Source organism: Pseudomonas mangrovi, from assembly GCF_003052585.1.
Taxonomy (GTDB): domain Bacteria; phylum Pseudomonadota; class Gammaproteobacteria; order Pseudomonadales; family Pseudomonadaceae; genus Aquipseudomonas; species Aquipseudomonas mangrovi.
The window spans coordinates 190903-209048 of record NZ_QASN01000006.1 but is presented as its reverse complement, the minus strand read 5'-3'; the positions used below and the strand labels follow the sequence as shown (position 1 = coordinate 209048).

The 18146-nt window shown below is 64.4% G+C and carries 15 protein-coding genes; 10 read left to right on the top strand and 5 right to left on the bottom strand.

Going from position 1 to position 18146, the window contains the following annotated elements; translation table 11 throughout:
* Positions 1–21: 21 nt before the first annotated feature.
* The 4 genes from DBO85_RS03905 to DBO85_RS03890 all read left to right on the top strand — a co-directional run bounded on the left by DBO85_RS03905 (position 22) and on the right by DBO85_RS03890 (position 3430).
* A complete protein-coding gene (locus DBO85_RS03905; protein ID WP_407681442.1) occupies positions 22–780 on the top strand; it encodes a TetR/AcrR family transcriptional regulator in 759 nt (252 codons plus the stop codon).
* Positions 781–850: 70 nt separating this feature from the next.
* Complete coding sequence (locus tag DBO85_RS03900) at positions 851–1402, top strand: hypothetical protein (RefSeq protein ID WP_108105443.1); 552 nt, start codon at positions 851–853, stop codon at positions 1400–1402.
* 21 nt (positions 1403–1423) lie between these two features.
* Positions 1424–2725 (top strand): flavohemoglobin expression-modulating QEGLA motif protein, encoded by a 1302-nt coding sequence (locus tag DBO85_RS03895; RefSeq protein WP_108105441.1) that lies wholly within the window; start codon positions 1424–1426, stop codon positions 2723–2725.
* 393 nt (positions 2726–3118) lie between these two features.
* Positions 3119–3430, top strand: a complete 312-nt coding sequence (locus DBO85_RS03890; protein ID WP_108105439.1) for a hypothetical protein — start codon at positions 3119–3121, stop codon at positions 3428–3430.
* Positions 3431–3566: 136 nt separating this feature from the next.
* Here the strand turns inward: DBO85_RS03890 and glpD are convergent, their stop codons facing one another.
* Positions 3567–5102: a glycerol-3-phosphate dehydrogenase gene (gene glpD / locus DBO85_RS03885; RefSeq protein WP_108105563.1), complete on the bottom strand. Its 1536-nt coding sequence runs from the start codon at positions 5100–5102 to the stop codon at positions 3567–3569.
* A gap of 346 nt (positions 5103–5448) precedes the next feature.
* Between glpD and ybaK the strand changes: the two genes are divergently transcribed.
* The 3 genes from ybaK (at position 5449) to DBO85_RS03870 (ending at position 8589) form a co-directional block, all read left to right on the top strand.
* Entirely contained in the window at positions 5449–5919 is a 471-nt protein-coding gene (gene ybaK, locus DBO85_RS03880; protein WP_108105437.1) for a Cys-tRNA(Pro) deacylase, read from the top strand.
* 18 nt (positions 5920–5937) lie between these two features.
* Positions 5938–7425, top strand: a complete 1488-nt coding sequence (gene glpK / locus DBO85_RS03875) for a glycerol kinase GlpK (RefSeq protein ID WP_108105435.1) — start codon at positions 5938–5940, stop codon at positions 7423–7425.
* A gap of 78 nt (positions 7426–7503) precedes the next feature.
* Entirely contained in the window at positions 7504–8589 is a 1086-nt protein-coding gene (locus DBO85_RS03870; RefSeq protein ID WP_108105433.1) for a GGDEF domain-containing protein, read from the top strand.
* Between the two features lie 92 nt (positions 8590–8681).
* On the opposite strand, the gene DBO85_RS03865 is transcribed toward DBO85_RS03870, so the two are convergent.
* The 3 genes from DBO85_RS03865 to argF form a co-directional block, all read right to left on the bottom strand.
* Positions 8682–9905 (bottom strand): alginate export family protein, encoded by a 1224-nt coding sequence (locus DBO85_RS03865; RefSeq protein ID WP_108105431.1) that lies wholly within the window; start codon positions 9903–9905, stop codon positions 8682–8684.
* A 261-nt stretch (positions 9906–10166) separates the two neighbouring features.
* Complete coding sequence (locus tag DBO85_RS03860) at positions 10167–11273, bottom strand: ABC transporter ATP-binding protein (RefSeq protein WP_108105429.1); 1107 nt, start codon at positions 11271–11273, stop codon at positions 10167–10169.
* A complete protein-coding gene (argF, locus tag DBO85_RS03855; protein ID WP_108105427.1) occupies positions 11270–12190 on the bottom strand; it encodes an ornithine carbamoyltransferase in 921 nt (306 codons plus the stop codon). The genes DBO85_RS03860 and argF overlap by 4 nt, the downstream gene beginning before the upstream one ends.
* A 279-nt stretch (positions 12191–12469) precedes the next feature.
* On the opposite strand from argF, the gene DBO85_RS03850 reads away from it, so the two are divergent.
* The 3 genes from DBO85_RS03850 (at position 12470) to DBO85_RS03840 (ending at position 17567) form a co-directional block, all read left to right on the top strand.
* Positions 12470–14578, top strand: coding sequence for a molybdopterin oxidoreductase family protein (locus DBO85_RS03850; protein WP_108105425.1), 2109 nt, complete (start codon positions 12470–12472; stop codon positions 14576–14578).
* Between the two features lie 103 nt (positions 14579–14681).
* Positions 14682–15008 (top strand): Grx4 family monothiol glutaredoxin, encoded by a 327-nt coding sequence (gene grxD / locus DBO85_RS03845; protein WP_108105423.1) that lies wholly within the window; start codon positions 14682–14684, stop codon positions 15006–15008.
* 408 nt (positions 15009–15416) lie between these two features.
* Positions 15417–17567, top strand: a complete 2151-nt coding sequence (locus tag DBO85_RS03840; RefSeq protein ID WP_108105421.1) for a TonB-dependent receptor family protein — start codon at positions 15417–15419, stop codon at positions 17565–17567.
* A 61-nt stretch (positions 17568–17628) separates the two neighbouring features.
* On the opposite strand, the gene bfr is transcribed toward DBO85_RS03840, so the two are convergent.
* Positions 17629–18099 carry a bacterioferritin gene (bfr, locus tag DBO85_RS03835; RefSeq protein WP_108105419.1) on the bottom strand — a complete coding sequence of 157 codons (471 nt, stop codon included), beginning with the start codon at positions 18097–18099 and terminating at the stop codon, positions 17629–17631.
* Positions 18100–18146: the final 47 nt, after the last annotated feature.

Sequence of the window (18146 nt, the reverse complement as noted above, 5' to 3'; positions counted from 1 at the left end):
CGAGTCAGAGGATTGACGGCTGTGACCATCATGCTCGCCGAGGGCAGCGCCGCACATCTGGCCAGCGCTGTCGCTGAAAACGTTCAATACCACGGGCGCAAGGCCATCCGGCGACGCAGCGAGGCGCGCCGCCAGGCGATTCTCGATGCGGCCCTGCGCATCATCATCCGCGAGGGCGTAAGGGCGGTGCGGCATCGGGCGGTAGCGGCAGAAGCCGAAGTGCCGCTGTCGGCCACGACCTACTACTTCAAGGACATCAGTGATCTGATCACCGATACCTTCGCGCTTTACGTCGAGCGCAGTGCCGCCCGCCTGGCCGAATTCTGGCAGGGCACCCACGTGCTGCTGCCGGACAGCGTGGAGCTCGACGGCGGCGTCGCCAGCCGCCGGGCGCTGGTCGAGCATATCTCCGTTCTGCTCAGCGAGTATGTCCTGACCCAGCTCGACCAGAACCGGCAGGAGCTGCTGGCTGACCAGGCGTTCCGCCAGGAGGCCTTGCGCAATCCGCATCTGGCGACGCTGGTGTGCCAGCATCGCGAGATTCTGGTGCGCGGCGTCACCCACTTCTTCGAGCTGCTCGGCTCGCCGCGTCCGCAGCAGGATGCGACCCTGTTGACGGGGATCATCTCGCAGATGGAGTATCAGGGCCTGCTGGACGGTGTCGGTTGCCTGGATGCTGGCGAGATGCAGGCAGTGTTCCGTCGCTACATGCATCTGGTCCTGGGGCTCAGTGCGCCCGATTCGGTGCATGCCCCGAGCGAGCTGGCCGCCGCGGTCTGAGTCGCCCGTTCTTTTGATCCAACCTTCCCGGTCGAAGCCGTTCTGGCTTCGGCCCTTCAGGAGTGCCTGAATGAAAGCCTGGCGTGCCTTGCTCGTGCTCACCCTGGTGATGCTCGGTGGTTGTCTGGTCACTTTCGAAAATCCCATTCCGCCGGAGCAACCGGCACCCTTGCCGCTATTGGGCGAGTGGAGCGGCGAAGACGAATGGGGCGAGCAGCGCTTTCTCGATGTGCGTCTGAGTGGCTCCAACCTGTACCGCGCGGTGAGCACCATAGGCAGTCCTGACAATCCCAAGGGACGCGAAGAGACCGCCTTTACCGTGGCCCAGCATGGCCGGCGCTGGTATCTTTGCGCGGGCGTGCCGAAAAAGTACGGCGCGAATTTCGCCATCGCCGGCTTCGAGCTGACCCGCGACAACGAACTGGTCCTCTACAGTCTGGACGTCGAGCGCATTCTCGACGAGCTGGATGCAGGGACGTTGCAGGGTCGTCGCGTGAGCCTGCCGGAAGCCGATGGCGTACTGGTCAGCAGCCCGCTGGAAAAGGTCTTCGAGTACCTGGACGACCCGGCCAACTCCGGGGTCTTCATCGAAGTGGCCCGCTACCAGCGCGTTGTCGATTGAAATCGCAGACGCGGGGAGCCGATGGGCAGTCAGGAATCGCTAGATGAATATCAGAGCGTCATTCGCACGCTCTCCGATCGACTGGTCGAGGCGCAGACGCCGATCCGCGTGCTCGACGCGGTCAAATGGGACGACAGGGTTCGCCAGGCATTCTTTGCCGCCGGCGCGAAGAAACTGCCGGAAGTCGATCGCGCCTACTACGAGCAGCGCCCCCTGAGTTTCGATGCGGCAGCGAAGAAACAGGAATTCCAGAACATCGAGCGCGACATCACTCGCCAGCTCGGCCAGTTCAATCCGGTCGGTCAGATCATGCGGCGCATGTGCAAGGAATACCGCATGGTCATCCGCATGCTCGAGGCGCGCGGCAGCGCGGACTTCGGACTGATCTCCCAGGAGCTCTACGGCGCGGCGTCCGATGCCTTCCACGCCGGCGACCCGACGCTGGCCGATCTCGGCCTGATGCTCTCGGACTTTCTCAACAACATCGCCACTCGCGGTGACCTGGCTGACGAGCCCAAGACGCTCAGTGCCAGCGAAGCGGTGGCGCTGCTGCAGACCCGTCTGGATGGCGTTTTCGGTCGGGGTGGCGAGCAGAGCATCGTGCGGGTGTTCGAGTCCGATGGCATCGTCGCCGATGCCGCCGCCGGTGCCGACTACATCAAGATCCGCAGCGATGCGCGTTTCAACGAGCGCGACGTGCGGGCGCTGGAGGTGCACGAGGGACTGGTGCACGTGGGTACCACGCTGAACGGTCTGAGTCAGCCGATCTGCACCTTCCTGGCCAAGGGGCCGCCGTCCTCGACGGTAACCCAGGAAGGGCTGGCGATCCTGATGGAGGTGATCGCCTTCGCCTCCTACCCGACGCGCCTGCGCAAGCTGACCAACCGCACCCGCGCCATCCACATGGCCGAGGAGGGCGCCGACTTTCTCGAGATCTACCGCTTCTTCCTGGCCCAGGATTACGCCGAGGATGAAGCCTACGGCAACGCCAGCCGGGTATTCCGCGGCTCGACGCCGGATGGCCTGCCCTTCACCAAGGACCTGTCCTACCTGAAGGGCTTCATCATGATCTACAACTACATCCAGCTGGCGGTGCGCAAGGGCAAGCTGGAGCAGATCCCGCTGCTGTTCTGCGGCAAGACCACCCTGGAAGACATGCGCACCCTGCGCCAATTGGTCGACGAGGGACTGGTGGCACCACCGCGATACCTGCCGGCGCAGTTCCGCGACCTCAATGCGCTGTCGGCCTGGATGTGCTTCTCCAACTTCCTCAACCACCTGAGCCTGGACCGGATCGAGGCGGACTACGCCAATATCCTCTGAGCCGATCGGAAGCCGCGCACGCTCAAGGCTCTGCAGAACCACCCTGAACCATCGCCCCACAGCTGTCCTTCTCCCTCCGGGAGAAGGTGGCGCGCAGCGCCGGATGAGGGATGGTTGGGCCTGCACGCCGGGTGGTGGCCTCGACCGTAGGGTGGATGGCGCTTTACCCATCCACCAGACAATCCCCCGGTGGATGAACAAGGCGTCATCCACCCTACGGATGGAAAGACCCTGCACGCCGAACCATCCCTCACCCGCCTTCGGCACCCTCTCCCGGTGGCAGAGGAAAAATACATCCTGCGAGGGCGCTGGCGGCAGCGCACAGGATGGCTGGTCTCAGGTCGCAGGCGGCTTTAAGCTTGCGCACCTTCATCATCAACGAGCGGAACCCGCATGAGCGAGCGCAACCTGATCCCCTACATCCTCACCGCCATCGGCAGCGTCGCCGGTACCGTTGCGGTGCTCGGTTACTACGGCTACCTGCATTTCGCCAAGCCGGAAGATGCCTTGCTGCTGTCGGAGTTCACCATGCTCAAGACTGTGCCCGGCGAAGACTACAAGGTCTCGGTCAAGCCGGCGGACCAGATCGCCCAGTGCATCGACGGCGTGCTGGTGCTGTTCGATACCAAGCAGAAGGGACTCAGCGGCGTGCTGGTCGACAATCGCAAGCAGGCTGTGCGCTGCCAGCTCGAAGCAGCGCAGTAGTCCCTCTCGAGGCGCTCTCTTGCGGTGCGGTTCGGCGGGTAGCCTGCATTGCACAAACGCTCAGCCCCGCGCACCCCGGAACAGTGCAGCGGCAGGTAGAGCGTAGAGCAGGATCGAAAGGTCGCGCTGCGCCCGTCTAGCGCGCGGCGCGCTGGCGGGGGTGCCGACGCGAGGCCAGGTAGCTTTCCAGGCTGGCGACCTGATCCGCATCGAGGAACAACCCCAGCTTGCTGCGTCGCCAGAGGATGTCTTCGGCACTCATGGCCCATTCCTGCTGGCACAGGTAGTCGACTTCGCAGGCGTGCAGATGGCCGCCGAAATGCTCGCCCAGCGCCAGTTCGCTGTTGCGCTGGTCGAGTAGCTCCCAGGCTCTGCAGCCATAGCTCGCCGCCCAGCGCGCTGCGAGGTCCGGAGCCAGCCAGGGATGACGGGCAAGGAGAATCCGCGTCAGTTCCGCCGCGCTCTGGCCCTTTTCCCCGCCTGGCAGCGCAGCCTTGCCGGTCCAGGCCGGGCGCATGCCGGGGAAAGCCGGTGCGAGCAGCGCCAGGGCCGATTCAGCCAGCCGCCGGTAGGTGGTCAGTTTGCCGCCGAAGACCGATAGCAGCAGGCCGCTTTCCGCCGTGCCGGACAGATCCAGGGTGTAGTCGCGGGTGACAGCCGACGGGTCGCCCGACTCGTCATCGCAGAGCGGGCGCACGCCACTGAAGCTGGCGATTACATCGCTTGCCTGCAACTGCTGGCGAAAGTGAGCGTTGACCACCGACAGCAAGTACTGGGTTTCCTCGCTGCTGATCCGCACCTGACCGGGATCGCCGTGGTAGTCGCGATCGGTGGTGCCGATCATGCTGAAGTGCTGCATATAGGGGATGACGAAGACGATGCGCCTGTCCTCGTTCTGCAGGATGTACGCCTGATCGCCCTGGTACATCGCCGGCACGATCAGGTGGCTGCCCTGCACCAGGCGAATGCCGTAGCGTGACTGCTGGCGCAGATCCTCCTTGAGAAAACTCTCGACCCAGGGCCCGGCGGCATTCACCAGTGCGCGCGCGCGCAGGGACACGCGGCTGCCGTCCTGGCGCTCCAGATGCAGGTGCCAGAGGCCTTTGCTGCGGCGCGCGCCAAGACAGCGAGTGCGGGTATGGATATGCGCTCCGCGTTCGCGTGCGGCCATGGCGTTGAGGACCACCAGGCGCGCGTCGTCGACCCAGCAATCTGAGTATTCGAAGCCGCGGCGGATGTCCTCGCGCAGCGGGCTGTCGGCAGCGAACTTCAGCCCGTGGGAACCGGCAAGGGTGCGCCGCCCACCGATATGATCGTAGAGAAACAGGCCGAGGCGGATCATCCAGGCCGGGCGCAGGTGCGGCCGATGGGGCAGGACGAAGCGCAGAGGCCGGACCAGATGCGCTGCCTTGCGCAGCAGCACCTCGCGCTCTGCCAGCGCCTCGCGCACCAGACGAAACTCCATGTGCTCCAGATAGCGCAGACCGCCATGGATCAGCTTGCTGCTGGCGGACGAGGTATGGCTGGCGAGGTCGTCCTTCTCGCAGAGAAAAACGCTCAGGCCGCGCCCGGCTGCATCCGCCGCGATGCCGACACCATTGATGCCGCCGCCAACCACGGCCAGATCGTAGGTTTCCGCAAGGGGTGGAACAGCGAGCGTTGGGTGAGCCATGCGGTCCTCGCAGGTCGACGCGCCAGCCTGGGGGTGCCAGCGTGCAAGGCTCCATTCATCCCAGAAGCGCAGAGCCATTGCAAGTCACTCGAGGCTCTGTTCCGCGGCATCCGGGCAGTCTGCGCAGCAGCTCACGGAAGCACGGCGGACTGGCACGATCGGACGGGCGCTCAGGTGCGCGCCGCCTGGGTGGGGACCGCGCCGTATGTCACCCCTTCGTTGCGACCAAGCGCAAACTTGACCGAAAGCCGGCCGCGCCACTCGGCGGAGATGTTGCGGGGCTCGCCGCGGAATTGCCGCAACGTGCAGAATGGCTGCCGCAACCTGCCAAGGAAAAGGAGCCGCCGTGACCCCCGCCATCGATCTGCTGCGCAAGGCCGCTGCCGAATTTCGCCTGCTGAGTTACGAGCACGATCCCAAGAGTGCGTCCTACGGCCTGGAGGCTGCGGAAAAGCTCGGGCTGGCACCGGCGCAGGTGTTCAAGACACTGCTGGTGGCCAGCGAAAAGGGTGAGTTGCTGGTGGCCGTGGTGCCGGTGGCCGGCAGCCTGGATCTGAAGGCACTGGCCCAGGCTGCCGCGGTGAAGAAAGTCGACATGGCCGATCCGGCCGCTGCGCAACGAGCGACCGGTTATCTTGTCGGAGGTATCAGTCCGCTGGGGCAGAAGAAGCGCCTGCGGACCTTCATCGACAGCAGCGCACAGAACCATGAGCGCATCAACGTCAGCGCCGGGCGCCGCGGGCTGGAGCTGGAGCTGAGTCCGGAGACCCTGGCGCTGCACAGCCAGGGGCAGTTCGCCGCCATCGGTCGCGATTGACAACAACAAGGACAGCGCATGCCTTCACATCTACTCGCCATCGACCAGGGCACCAGCAGCAGTCGCGCGATCATCTTCGACGCCACGGGCAAGCCGTTGGCCCAGGCCCAGCAGGAATTCACCCAGCACTTCCCGCGGGATGGCTGGGTCGAGCATGACGGTGAGGAGATCTGGGACAGCACCCTGGCGGTCTGTCGTCAGGCGCTGCGCGACGGCGGGCTGAGTGCCCACGACATTCTCGCCATCGGCATCACCAACCAGCGCGAGACGACGTTGCTCTGGGATGCTGCCAGCGGCGAGCTGCTGCACCGCGCGATCGTCTGGCAGGACCGGCGTACTGCCGACTACTGTGCCCAGCTCAAGGCCGATGGCTGGGAGGAGAAGGTCAGCGAGAAGACCGGCCTGCTGATCGATCCGTACTTTTCCGCGACCAAGCTGCGCTGGTTGCTGCGGGAGGTGCCCGGAGCGATGGAACGTGCGCAACGGGGCGAGCTGCGCTTCGGCACTGTCGACTGCTTTCTGCTCTGGCGCCTGAGTGGCGGCAAGGTGCATCGCACCGATGCCAGCAATGCCTCGCGCACCCTGCTGTTCAATATCCGCGAGCAGTGCTGGGACGAGGAGTTGCTGGCGCTGTTCGATATTCCGCGAAGCCTGTTGCCCGACGTGCTCGATTGCGCTGCCGAGTTCGGCCATTGCGACGAGCAGCTGCTGGGCGCGAGCATTCCGGTGCTGGGCATGGCCGGTGACCAGCAGGCGGCGCTGATCGGCCAGGCCTGTTTTCGCCCGGGGATGGTCAAGAGCACCTATGGCACCGGCTGCTTCATGGTCCAGAACACCGGCGAAACCCTGGTGCGCTCGCGGCATCGCCTGTTGTCGACGGTCGGTTACCGTCTCGGTGGCAAGGTCACCTATGCGTTGGAAGGCAGCATCTTCGTCGCCGGCGCCGCACTGCAATGGCTGCGCGACGGCATCAAGCTGATCCGCCACGCGCAGGAGAGCGAAGCACTGGCGCAAGCGGCGGGGCAGGCCTGCGGCGTCTACCTGGTGCCGGCCTTCACCGGTCTGGGCGCACCCTATTGGGACCCCAAGGCGCGCGGGGCGATCTTCGGTCTGACCCGCGATACCGGGATCAAGGAAATCGTCACTGCCGGCCTGCAGTCGGTCTGCTACCAGAGTCGTGATCTGCTCGAGGCGATGGTTCAGGACGGCGCCAGCCCGCCGAGTGCGTTGCGGGTCGACGGCGGAATGGCGGTGAGCGACTGGACCATGCAGTTTCTCGCCGACCTGCTCGGGGTCGCGGTCGAGCGCCCCGAGGTCACCGAGACGACGGCGCTGGGTGTCGCCAGCCTGGCCGGGTTGCAGGCGGGGTTGTACGCCGATCTCGACGCGCTCGCGGAGCACTGGCATCTGCAGCGCCGGTTCGAACCGCGCATGCAGCAGGCGTTGCGTGATCAGCTGTATGCCGGCTGGCTGGATGCGGTGACCCGGGTGCGCAGCGAGCCCTGAGCGAGGCTGGCACTTTGCGCCCTTGGCGACCCGAGGGCGGTGACTATACTAGCGGCACCCAAACAGGCTGGTGGCGGCATGGAAGGAAGCTACGTACAGACATCCCGCAGTCAACTGATTCGGATGCGGCGGATTTTTCTCGCCGGGGTGGCGTCACTGCTGCATCTGCTGTTGTGCTGGATCGCCTACGCCATGGGCTTCATGACCCTCGGCCTGTTCGGCATGCTGGTGCTGTCGCTGGTCGTGGTCGGCAGCAGCCTGATGTTCCTCGGCCTGACCTGGTTCAACCTCAACCTGCGCTTTCACGATCCGAGCCTGACCATCGCGCAGATGCTCTGGGCCATCGCGCTGGTCTTCGCCAGCTCCTATTTCGCCGACAAGCTGCGCCCGGTGTTCCTGATGATGGTCCTGCTGGTGCTGATGTTCGGCGCCTTCCGCCTGCAGTTGGCGGGCTTCGTCAAGGTCGGGCTGTTCACCATCGCCTGTTACATCAGTCTGATTCTGCTGTTGCTGGCGGGTGATTCACGTATCGAGCTGCGCCTTGAGCTGATCAATGCCATGGAGTTTCTGCTGCTGCTGGTGGGCGTTTCGCTGCTCGGGCTGGACATGAGCCGGCTGCGCCGCAAGCTGCAGGAGCGCAACCGCGATCTGCGCCAGGCGCTCGAGCGGATCCAGCAACTGGCGATCACCGACGAGCTGACCGGTCTCTACAACCGCCGCTTCGCCCACGAACTGATGGATCAGCAGAAGGCGCTGGCGGATCGCGGCAACTACGACTTCGTGCTCTGTCTGCTGGATATCGATTTCTTCAAGGAGGTCAACGACCGCCATGGTCATGCGGTCGGCGATGCGGTGTTGCGACAGATGGCCAGGCTACTGCAGACGCAGGTGCGGGATATCGACTTCATTGCGCGTTACGGCGGCGAGGAATTCCTGCTGCTGCTGTCGCGAACCGACGAGATGGGCGCCGTGCACATGCTCGATCGATTGCGCCAGGCGCTGTCGGAAACGGTCTGGGAAGGGTGCGAGGATCTGCGTCTGACCGTCTCGGGCGGGCTCAGCCGCTACCAGCCGAAGGAAGACTGGGAACACACCCTGCTGCGGGTCGACGAGGCCTTGTACCGGGCGAAGAACAACGGCCGCGATCAGGTGGTGCTGCTCTAGGATCTGCTGTCGATATCTGCCAGGCCGGGACGCATCGGGTCAGCCGGGTCTTGCCGGTTGCCTGCGGAGCCGATGGCTCCGCAGGCGTTCGCTCAGAAGCTGTATTGCATCTGCACCCAGAACTTGTCGGTGTCCACGCTGAAGTCGTCGGCGTCGTAGCGCGCGTACTTGACCAGTCCGGTCAGGCCCTTCACGCCGGGAATGGCGCGGCCGTAGGAGACGTCGAGCTCCTCACCGTAGCGGCTGCTGCCGGTGTCGGCGCGGAAGTTGTGGTACCAGGCCTGCAGGTTGCCACCCAGCAACGGCAGGGTGGCCGTCAGGTAGCTGTCCTCGACACCGCCTGCGGGGGTCAGCAGGAACACGTCGGCCCAGCCCTGGAACGCGTGCTTGGTTGCCAGCGGCGTCTGGAAGGCACGGTTGCCCGGGCCGCTGTCACCGCCAAGCACTTCCTGGCCGACCTTGAACTGCATGCCCTTCCAGGTGTAACCCAGCTCGGCCAGGTAGTAGTCGCTGTCCAGACGTAGCGGGTTGTCGGCCCAGTCCTTCTGTTCGGCGTATTCCAGTGCGTAGTTGAAGCCGGAGTGTGCGCCGCTCAGGCGCAGGCCGGTGGTGCTGCTCGACTGGTTGCCGCCGGAGAGGTTGTCCAGGCCCAGGCGGTACTGGTAGAGCGTGGCCAGCACGGCCGGGTGGAACTGGTACTGCAGGTTGAGCAGATGGCTGTGACCTTCGATGTTGGCCGGATTGGCCGGGCCGTCGAAGCGCCCGTTACCGGGGCCGAAAATCGTGTTGATGTTGTCCAGGTAGGCGTAGCTCAGGGTCATGCCCTGGATGGGCTTGAGCTGGGCCAGAACGCCGTCGTAGGTCTGCTCGTTCTGCCGCCAGGCGACGCCGCCGACGAAGCGCTGGTTGTCCAGGTTGATACGCTGGCGGCCGACCACGGCACTGCCCAGGGCGTGGTCATAGCGCAGCAGCGCCTGGTTGATCTCTCTGCCGTCCGGATCGGCAACCACCGAATAGTCGGTCTGGCCGTTGCGCGTGCTGTTATAGGCCGCGTCACCCAGGCGCGAGACGTTGTCTGCCTCGATCAGCGCGGACAGGCCGTACCACTTGCCGCTCTGGAAGCCGACGCGGGTGCGCAGGGTCTGCGCGTTGGCGTTGTTCAGCGCGTTGTCCTGGTCGACGTGCTCGTAGCGATAGCGCAGATCGATGATCGGCTTGCCGTCGCGCAGCAGGTTGCCGATGTCTTCGGCGGTGGCGGCGTGCGGGAGAGCGGCGAGGATGCCGAGGGAGAGGAGGGAGTAGCGGAAGTTGGCCATTTTGATCGTTCCTTCAGTTGCGCAAACGCATAAAAAAACGTCACGCACCCGGCCCATTTCAGGGGGGGATGTCGTGACGTCGTCGTCGGAAGATTGTGTGGCAGACACGCCGTTGTGCTGACCGCGATCGGCTAAAGCAGGCGGCGTGCCAGAATTGCCAAGTGATTGAACTGGCTGGCTTTATGACGATTTCGAGACAGTCGGCGCGGGTGCTGCGCACCTTCGCCGGTCATGCCCGGCGGTCGGCTGCGCCGCAATGGGTCAGCTGCTGCTGTAGCGGCGGACGCCGTCGCCGGGGAGGGTGGCATGAGCGGCCACGCTGCCGGGCACGTCGAACAGTACCAGGTGATCGGCGGCCACACGGATGCCCAGGCTGTCGCCCTGGGGGATGTCGACGTGGCTGGGAAAGATCGCTTCGAGCTGGGTGCCGGTGGGCATGCGCAGGCGATAGAGGGTGTAGGCGCCGAGAAAGGTCTTGCCGGTGATCAGCGCGCTGAGCGGGCTGAGCGGGTCGTAGACGATGTCGTCGGGGCGCAGTAGCACGTCCACGGCGCTGCCCGGTGGCCAGGTGTAGGCGCGGTTGCCGCGGATCAGGCCGAGCTCGGTCTGCACCGTGTCCGGATCGGTCAGCTGTCCGCGAATGAAGTAGCCCTGGCCGATGAAGCTGGCGACGAAGGGCGTCAAGGGCTCGTGGTAGAGGTTGTAGGGGGTGTCCCACTGCTCAAGCTGGCCGTCGCGCAGCACGCCGATGTGATCGCTGACGGCGAAGGCTTCTTCCTGGTCGTGGGTAACCAGAATGGCGCTGGTGCCGCGACTCTTGAGAATCTCGCGCACTTCCTGGCTCAGGCGCCTGCGCAGCTCGACATCGAGGTTGGAGAAGGGCTCGTCGAGCAGCAGCAGGCGTGGCTCGGGTGCCAGCGCGCGGGCCAGCGAGACGCGTTGCTGTTGACCGCCGGACAGCTCGTGGGGGTAGCGCTTGCCCATGTGCTCGAGCTTCACCAGTTCGAGCAGTTCGGCGATCACGCGGTCGCGCTGCGGATGCTTGCGGATGCCGAAGGCGATGTTCTGCGCCACGGTCAGGTGCGGGAACAGGGCGTAGTCCTGAAACACCATGCCGATGCGGCGCTTCTCCGGCGCCAGGGTGAATCCGGCACGCGAGATGATCTGGCCGGCCAGTTCTATCTCGCCAGCCTGGATCGACTCGAATCCGGCAATCGCGCGCAGGGTGGTGGTCTTGCCGCAGCCGGACGGGCCGAGCAGGCAGCCGATGTCGCCGGCATTGAGATGCAGATCGAGGGACTGGACGATCTTCTGCCCGCCATAGCCGCAGGAAAGCCCGCGCAGGTTGAGCAGAACGGCCTGGCTCATGCGTGGTGGTAGGCCGGCTCGACCAGCATCTCGAGCAGCGCCTTCTGTGCATGCAGGCGATTTTCCGCCTGATCCCAGGCGACCGAGCGCGGGTCTTCGAGCAGGTCGGCGCTGATTTCCTCGCCACGGTGGGCCGGCAGGCAGTGCATGAAGAGCACGTCGTCGGCGGCCAGGTCGAGCAGGGCCTGGTTGACCTGATAGGGCGCGAACAGCGCGCGGCGCTGCGCGACCTGGTCTTCCTGGCCCATCGAGCACCAGACGTCGGTGCTGACCAGGTGCGCACCGGCCACCGCCTCGCGCGGGTCGCGCATCAGGCGCACCCGATCACCGGCCTTTTCCAGGAAGCGCGCCTTGGGCTCGAAGCCTTCCGGAGTGGCGACATTCAACTGGAAGTCGAACTGGATCGCCGCTTCGACGTAGCTGTTGCACATGTTGTTGCCGTCACCGACCCAGGCCACGGTCTTGCCGGCGATGCTGCCGCGATGCTCGATGAAGGTCTGCATGTCGGCCAGCAGCTGGCAGGGGTGCAGATCATCGGAGAGGCCGTTGATCACCGGCACCTGCGAGTGCGCGGCAAAGGTGGTGAGGGTGCTGTGGGCGAAGGTGCGGATCATGATCGCGTCGAGCATGCGCGACATGACGATGGCACTGTCGCCGACCGGCTCGCCACGGCCCAGCTGGGTGTCCTTGGGGGAGAGGAAGATGGCCTGGCCGCCGAGCTGGATCATGCCGGCCTCGAAGGACAGGCGGGTGCGGGTCGATGCCTTCTCGAAGATCATCCCCAGGACCCGGTTCTTCAGCGGTTCGAAGAGTACGCCGCGCTTGCGCAGGTCCTTCAGTTCGCTGGCGCGGCGCAGCAGCCCGGAGAGCTCCTGGGGCGTGCAGTCCATCAGCGAGAGGAAGTGTCTTGCGCTCATTGTGTCAGCTACCTTGGTTCAACCGGGTGCGCGTCGACGGGGTCGGATTCATGCGTGAGAGGCAGGCAGGAACCCGTGGCCGACGGGCCGCACCGGGCAACGAAACGGGGGACGGATCGTATAGGAAAAGGTCCTGCAGGCGCAAACCAGGCGGTTTTCCGACGCGCATGGGTGTGCCTGATGATGCCTGATTCAGCCGGCGAAGCCGGTGGCGACCGCCGGGGCGAGTGGGCATAGTTTCAAACCTGACCGGTCGTCTACAAAAGCAGAGGTTGGCCCATGAGCAAAACCCTTCATTACCGTGCGTGCCATCTGTGCGAGGCCATCTGCGGCCTGGCCATCGAAACCGCTCCGGGGGCCGACGGTACCCCGCAAATACTGTCGATCCGCGGCGATCAGCAGGACAGTTTCAGCCGCGGCCACATCTGTCCCAAGGCGGTGGCGCTGCAGGATATCCAGAATGATCCTGATCGGCTGCGCCAGCCGGTGCGCAAGGTCGACGGCCAGTGGCAGCCGATCGGCTGGGAGGAGGCCTTCGAGCTGGTCGCCGAGCGTCTGGCAGCCATCCGCGAGGCCCATGGCAACAACGCTGTGGCCATCTATCAGGGCAACCCCAGCGTGCACAACTATGGATTGGCGACCCACAGCAACTATTTCCTCGGCCTGCTGAGAACGCGCAACCGCTTCTCGGCGACCTCGGTCGATCAGCTGCCGCATCACCTGGTCAGCGACTGGATGTATGGCCACGGCCTGCTGCTGCCGATTCCGGACATCGACCATACCGACTTCATGCTGATCCTCGGCGGCAATCCGCTGGCCTCCAACGGCAGCATCATGACCGTCCCTGACGTGGAAAAGCGTCTCAAGGCCATCCGCGCCCGGGGCGGGCGGGTGGTGGTGGTCGACCCGCGTCGCAGCGAAACCGCAGCCATTGCCGATCAGCACCTGTTCGTTCGCCCTGGTGAAGATGCCGCACTGCTGCTGGGCGTGCTCAACACCCTGTTCGAGGAAAACCTCGGCCGTGCGACACATCTGCCGGTGGTCGGTGTGGATCAGGTGCGTGAGGCGATCAAGAGCTTCAGCGCCGAATCGATGGCGCCGCGCTGCGGTATTCCCGCCGGCAGGATCCGCCAGTTGGCGCGGGACTTCGCCGCTGCCGAACGGGCGGTTTGCTACGGGCGCATGGGGGTCTCCACCCAGGCCTTCGGTACCCTCTGCCAGTGGCTGGTGCAACTGATCAACCTGGTGACCGGCAATCTCGACCGCGTCGGCGGTGCGCTCTGCACCGAGCCTGCGGTCGAGGTCGTGGCCAAGTCCCGTGGTGGCCGACTGCGGCGCTGGCACAGCCGGGTGTCCGGGCTGCCGGAATACAACGGCGAGCTGCCGGTTTCGGCCCTGGCGGAAGAGATCCTCACCCCCGGCGAGGGGCAGATCCGCGCGCTGATCACGGTTGCCGGCAACCCGGTGCTGTCGACGCCCAACGGCGTACAGATGGACAGGGCGCTGCAGGGCCTGGAGTTCATGCTCAGCATCGATCTCTACATCAACGAAACCACCGCTCACGCCGATCTGATCCTGCCGCCCACCGCGCCGCTGGAGCACGACCACTACGACAGCACCTTCAACATGTTCGCGGTGCGCAACGTCACCCGCTTCAACCAGGCGGTGCTGCCGCGCCCCGAGGGCGCGCTGCACGACTGGGAGATTTTCGTTGGCCTGGCGCGCGCCTTCGCCGCACGCACAGGTGTCGAGCTGGCGCCGACCCAGGCCCCGGAGAGGATCATCGATACGGCCCTGCGCGCCGGGCCGCATGGCGAAGGCAGTGAGCGTCAGCTCGATCTGCAACGTTTGCTGGAACACCCTCACGGTATCGATCTGGGGCCGCTGCAGCCGAATCTGGCGGCGCGCCTGAAGACCGAAGATGGCGTGGTCCATGCCGCACCGGTCGAGCTGCTGGGCGACCTGCAGCGTTTTCTCGCCGTCACCCTGCCGGCGGAGGACGAATTGCTTCTGATCGGCCGCCGCCATGTGCGCAGCAACAACTCTTGGATGCACAACTATCACCGGCTGGTGAAGGGCAAGCCGCGTCACCAGCTGCTGATGAATCCAGTCGACCTGGATGCCCGTGGCCTGGCGGATGGCCAGCGTGTACGCATCCGCTCACGGGTGGGTGCAGTGGAGGTCGAGGTCGCCGCCAGTGACGAACTGATGCCGGGCGTGATCAGTCTGCCGCATGGCTGGGGGCATGCCCGTCGGGGAGTGCAGATGGACATCGCCCGCGCGCAGCCCGGCGCCAGCGCCAACGACCTGACCGACGAACGGCTGCTCGACAGTCTCTCCGGCAACGCGGTGCTCAACGGCGTACCGGTGCGGGTGGAGGCGGTCTGAAGCAAGTGGCAAGACCGAGCCAATTGCTGGGAAATTCCTTTACAATGTCGGCCATCCGCCGACCCCGGGTCGGCCAGATTCCCGACTCCTGACGAGGTTAGCCATGGACATCATCGAAACCATCAAAGAGCAGATCGCTGCCAACACCATCCTTCTGTACATGAAGGGCTCGCCGAATGCCCCGCAGTGTGGCTTCTCCTCGCGCGCGGCGCAGGCAGTCATGGCCTGCGGTGAAAAATTCGCCTACGTGGATATCCTGCAAAACCCGGAAATCCGCGCCAACCTGCCGAAGTACGCCAACTGGCCGACCTTTCCGCAGCTGTGGGTCGACGGCGAGCTGGTCGGCGGCAGTGACATCATTAGCGAGATGTTCGAGAAGGGTGAGCTGCAGACCCTGATCAAGGGTGCTGCGGAGAAGGCCAAGGCCTGACCACGCACACCGGCAACTGCAGAAGCCCCGCTCGATGCGGGGCTTTTTTATTGGCGAAAAATGCTACCTCGCTCGTCGGTTGCCATATCCAGCCGAGACATGAAAGCTGACTTCGCCGACGCCCTCAGCAACCGCCGGCACAACTGGCCGGCGGGTATAAGCCTGCACGCATTCATCATGTTTTTTCTGCTAAAGCGAGGCGGCATCACCCTCGCGTGTGTGCCTACCCTGCCGGCCACGAGGTCTGTCGCCGGAGAGGGGCGTCGGTAGGTGACAGATCACTGTCGATATGTTCCTTGCCCGACTGCAATGGAAATGAAACAAATTAATGCATGTCATTGAGAATGTTTATTCTTTGAAATAGCATCCGCGCCCACTGTAAACAAACTGTAAATTTCGGGGGTGGGGATGCAGCTTTCCAAGGTGGCACTGGCCGTTGCGCTGGCTGTTGGCGTGTCGAGCGTTCAGGCGAAGGAAGCGGTCGAGCTGGGCGCGACGGAGATCATCGGTGGCAAGGCCAAGGCAGCCGAGTTGCCCGGTTCGGGCACTGTGCTCGACGAGCAGGAACTCAAGCGCTTCCGCTACACCGACATCAACCGAGTACTGGCCGAAGTGCCGGGCGTTTATGCGCGTAGCGAAGATGGCTACGGCCTGCGGCCGAACATCGGCATCCGCGGCGGCGCCGGCGAGCGCTCCCAGCGCGTTACCCTGATGGAGGACGGCATTCTGATCGCACCGGCGCCCTATGCCGCGCCTGCCGCCTACTACTTTCCCACCACCGGACGGATTGCCGGCGTTGAAGTACTCAAGGGTCCGGCAGCCATTGCCAACGGCCCTTACACCATCGGCGGCGCGATCAACCTGTTGTCGACGCCGATTCCCAGCCAGCCGTTCGGCGGGCGCATCGTGCAGGAGCTGGGCAGCGACAATCTGTACCGCACGCATCTGAATGTCGGTGGTTCCAGCGAGAACGTCGGCTGGCTGGTGGAAGGGCACACCCACGCAACCGACGGCTTTGCCGAAATCGACCGCGCGTCGGACCGCACAGGTTTCGACAAGGACGACCTGATGCTCAAGCTGCGGGTCAACAGCGATCTGGGTGCAGACATCTACCAGCAGCTCGACCTCAAACTGCAGTACGCCCAGGAAGACTCCGACCAGACCTACGTAGGCCTCACCGATCGTGACTTCAAGCGCGACAGTGAGCGCCGCTACGGGCTGACCAAGCTCGACAACATGCGCAACAACTTCAAGGGCGTGACCCTTGGCCACCTGATCGATACCGGCGACTTCCGCGTCAGCACCCAGGTCTATTACCACGAGTTCCAGCGCAACTGGTACAAGGTCGACCGTATCGGCAACCAGAGCATCGGCAACGCCTTCAACTGCGCCAATTTCGGCGGCAACTGCGGTGGTCAGCTGGCCAGCCAGGCCAACGCCCAGGCGATCCTTGACGGAACCGCGGCGGCGCGGGTCGATGTCAAGGGCAACAACCGGCGCTATCGCAGCCAGGGCATCCAGAGCAAGTTGAACAAGGATCTGCAGCTGGCCGGCATCGAGCATGGTCTGGAGCTCGGCGTGCGCTATCACGAAGATCAGGAAACCCGCGATCAGTACAGCGACCAGTTCCAGCAGGCTGCCACCGGCGATCTGGCATTCGTCAGTCGTACCTTCGAGGCGGTCCGTACCCAGCGTGCCAAGGCCGTGTCCCACTACATCACCGACAGCATCAAACTGGGCGATCTGACCCTGACGCCGGGCATGCGGGTCGAGGACTACAAGGTCGGCCGGCGTGGCGACAATGTGCGCGACCAGCATGATCGCGAGACCCTGTTCGGTCTCGGTGGTCTGTACAAGATCAACCAGCAGCTGAGCGTTCTGGCTGGCGTCCACGAAGGTTTCACACCGACCGCCACGCTGGGGGCCGATGCCGAGAAGGCGCTCAACTACGAGCTGGGTCTGCGTTATGCCGACGGCCGCCTGGGTGCGGAGTTGGTCGCGTTCTACAGCGATTACGAGAACCTGCTCGGAACCTGTACCGCCTCCACTGGCAGCAACTGCAATCCGGGTGATCAGTTCAACGGTGGTGAGGTCCGCGTTCGCGGCCTGGAGTCGAAGCTGAACTACGAGCTGATCCAGGGCGCTGGCTACAGCCTGCCGCTGGCGGTGAGCTACACCTGGACCGACAGCGAATTCAAGACCTCCTTCGCCGACGAGTTTTTCGGTACGGTGCAGCGTGGCGACGCACTGCCCAATCTGCCGGAGCACCAGGCCAGTGTCAGTCTTGGTTACCGCAACGAGTCGGGCCTTGCCGTGGATCTGCGCACCAACTGGTTCGACAGCACCTGCAGCTTGGCGTCCTGTGGTGCCTTCGAGAAGCTCGATAACTACTACACCGTCGATCTGTCCACCCGCTACGCGCTGGATGCCAAGACCGAGGTCTATCTCAATCTGCTGAACCTGACCGACAGCACCGATGACATCATCGCCCGCCAGCCGGCCGGCGCCCGCGGACAGATGCCGCGCAGCGCCATCGTCGGCGTCAGCTACGGGTTCTGATTACACCCGCAACAAAAAGGGGAGCCATTGGCTCCCCTTTTTTATTGCCTCGCGCTTTTGGCTATTCGCCCATTTGCGACTGCAGGTAGTTCTCGATGCCGAGCTTGTCGATCAGACCGAGCTGGGTTTCCAGCCAGTCGATGTGCTCTTCCTCGGATTCGAGGATCTCTTCGAGCATCTCGCGGCTGCCATAGTCGCCGACGCTCTCGCAGTAGGCGATGGCGGCCTTGAGGTCAGGCACACCACTGTTCTCCAAGCGCAGATCGCACTCGAGCATCTCCTTGGTGTTCTCGCCGATCATCAGCTTGCCGAGTTCCTGCAGGTTGGGCAGGCCTTCAAGGAAAAGGATGCGCTTGATCAGCTTGTCGGCATGCTTCATCTCGTCGATGGACTCGTGGTACTCGTGCTTGCCCAGCTTGTTCAGGCCCCAGTCCTCGTACATCCGCGCATGCAGGAAGTACTGGTTGATCGCCACCAGTTCGTTGCCGAGGATCTTGTTGAGGTGCTGGATGACCAACTTGTCGCCTTTCATCGCCGGGCCTGCCCTTGAGAAATGAATCAGGCCCGAAGTCTGGCCGC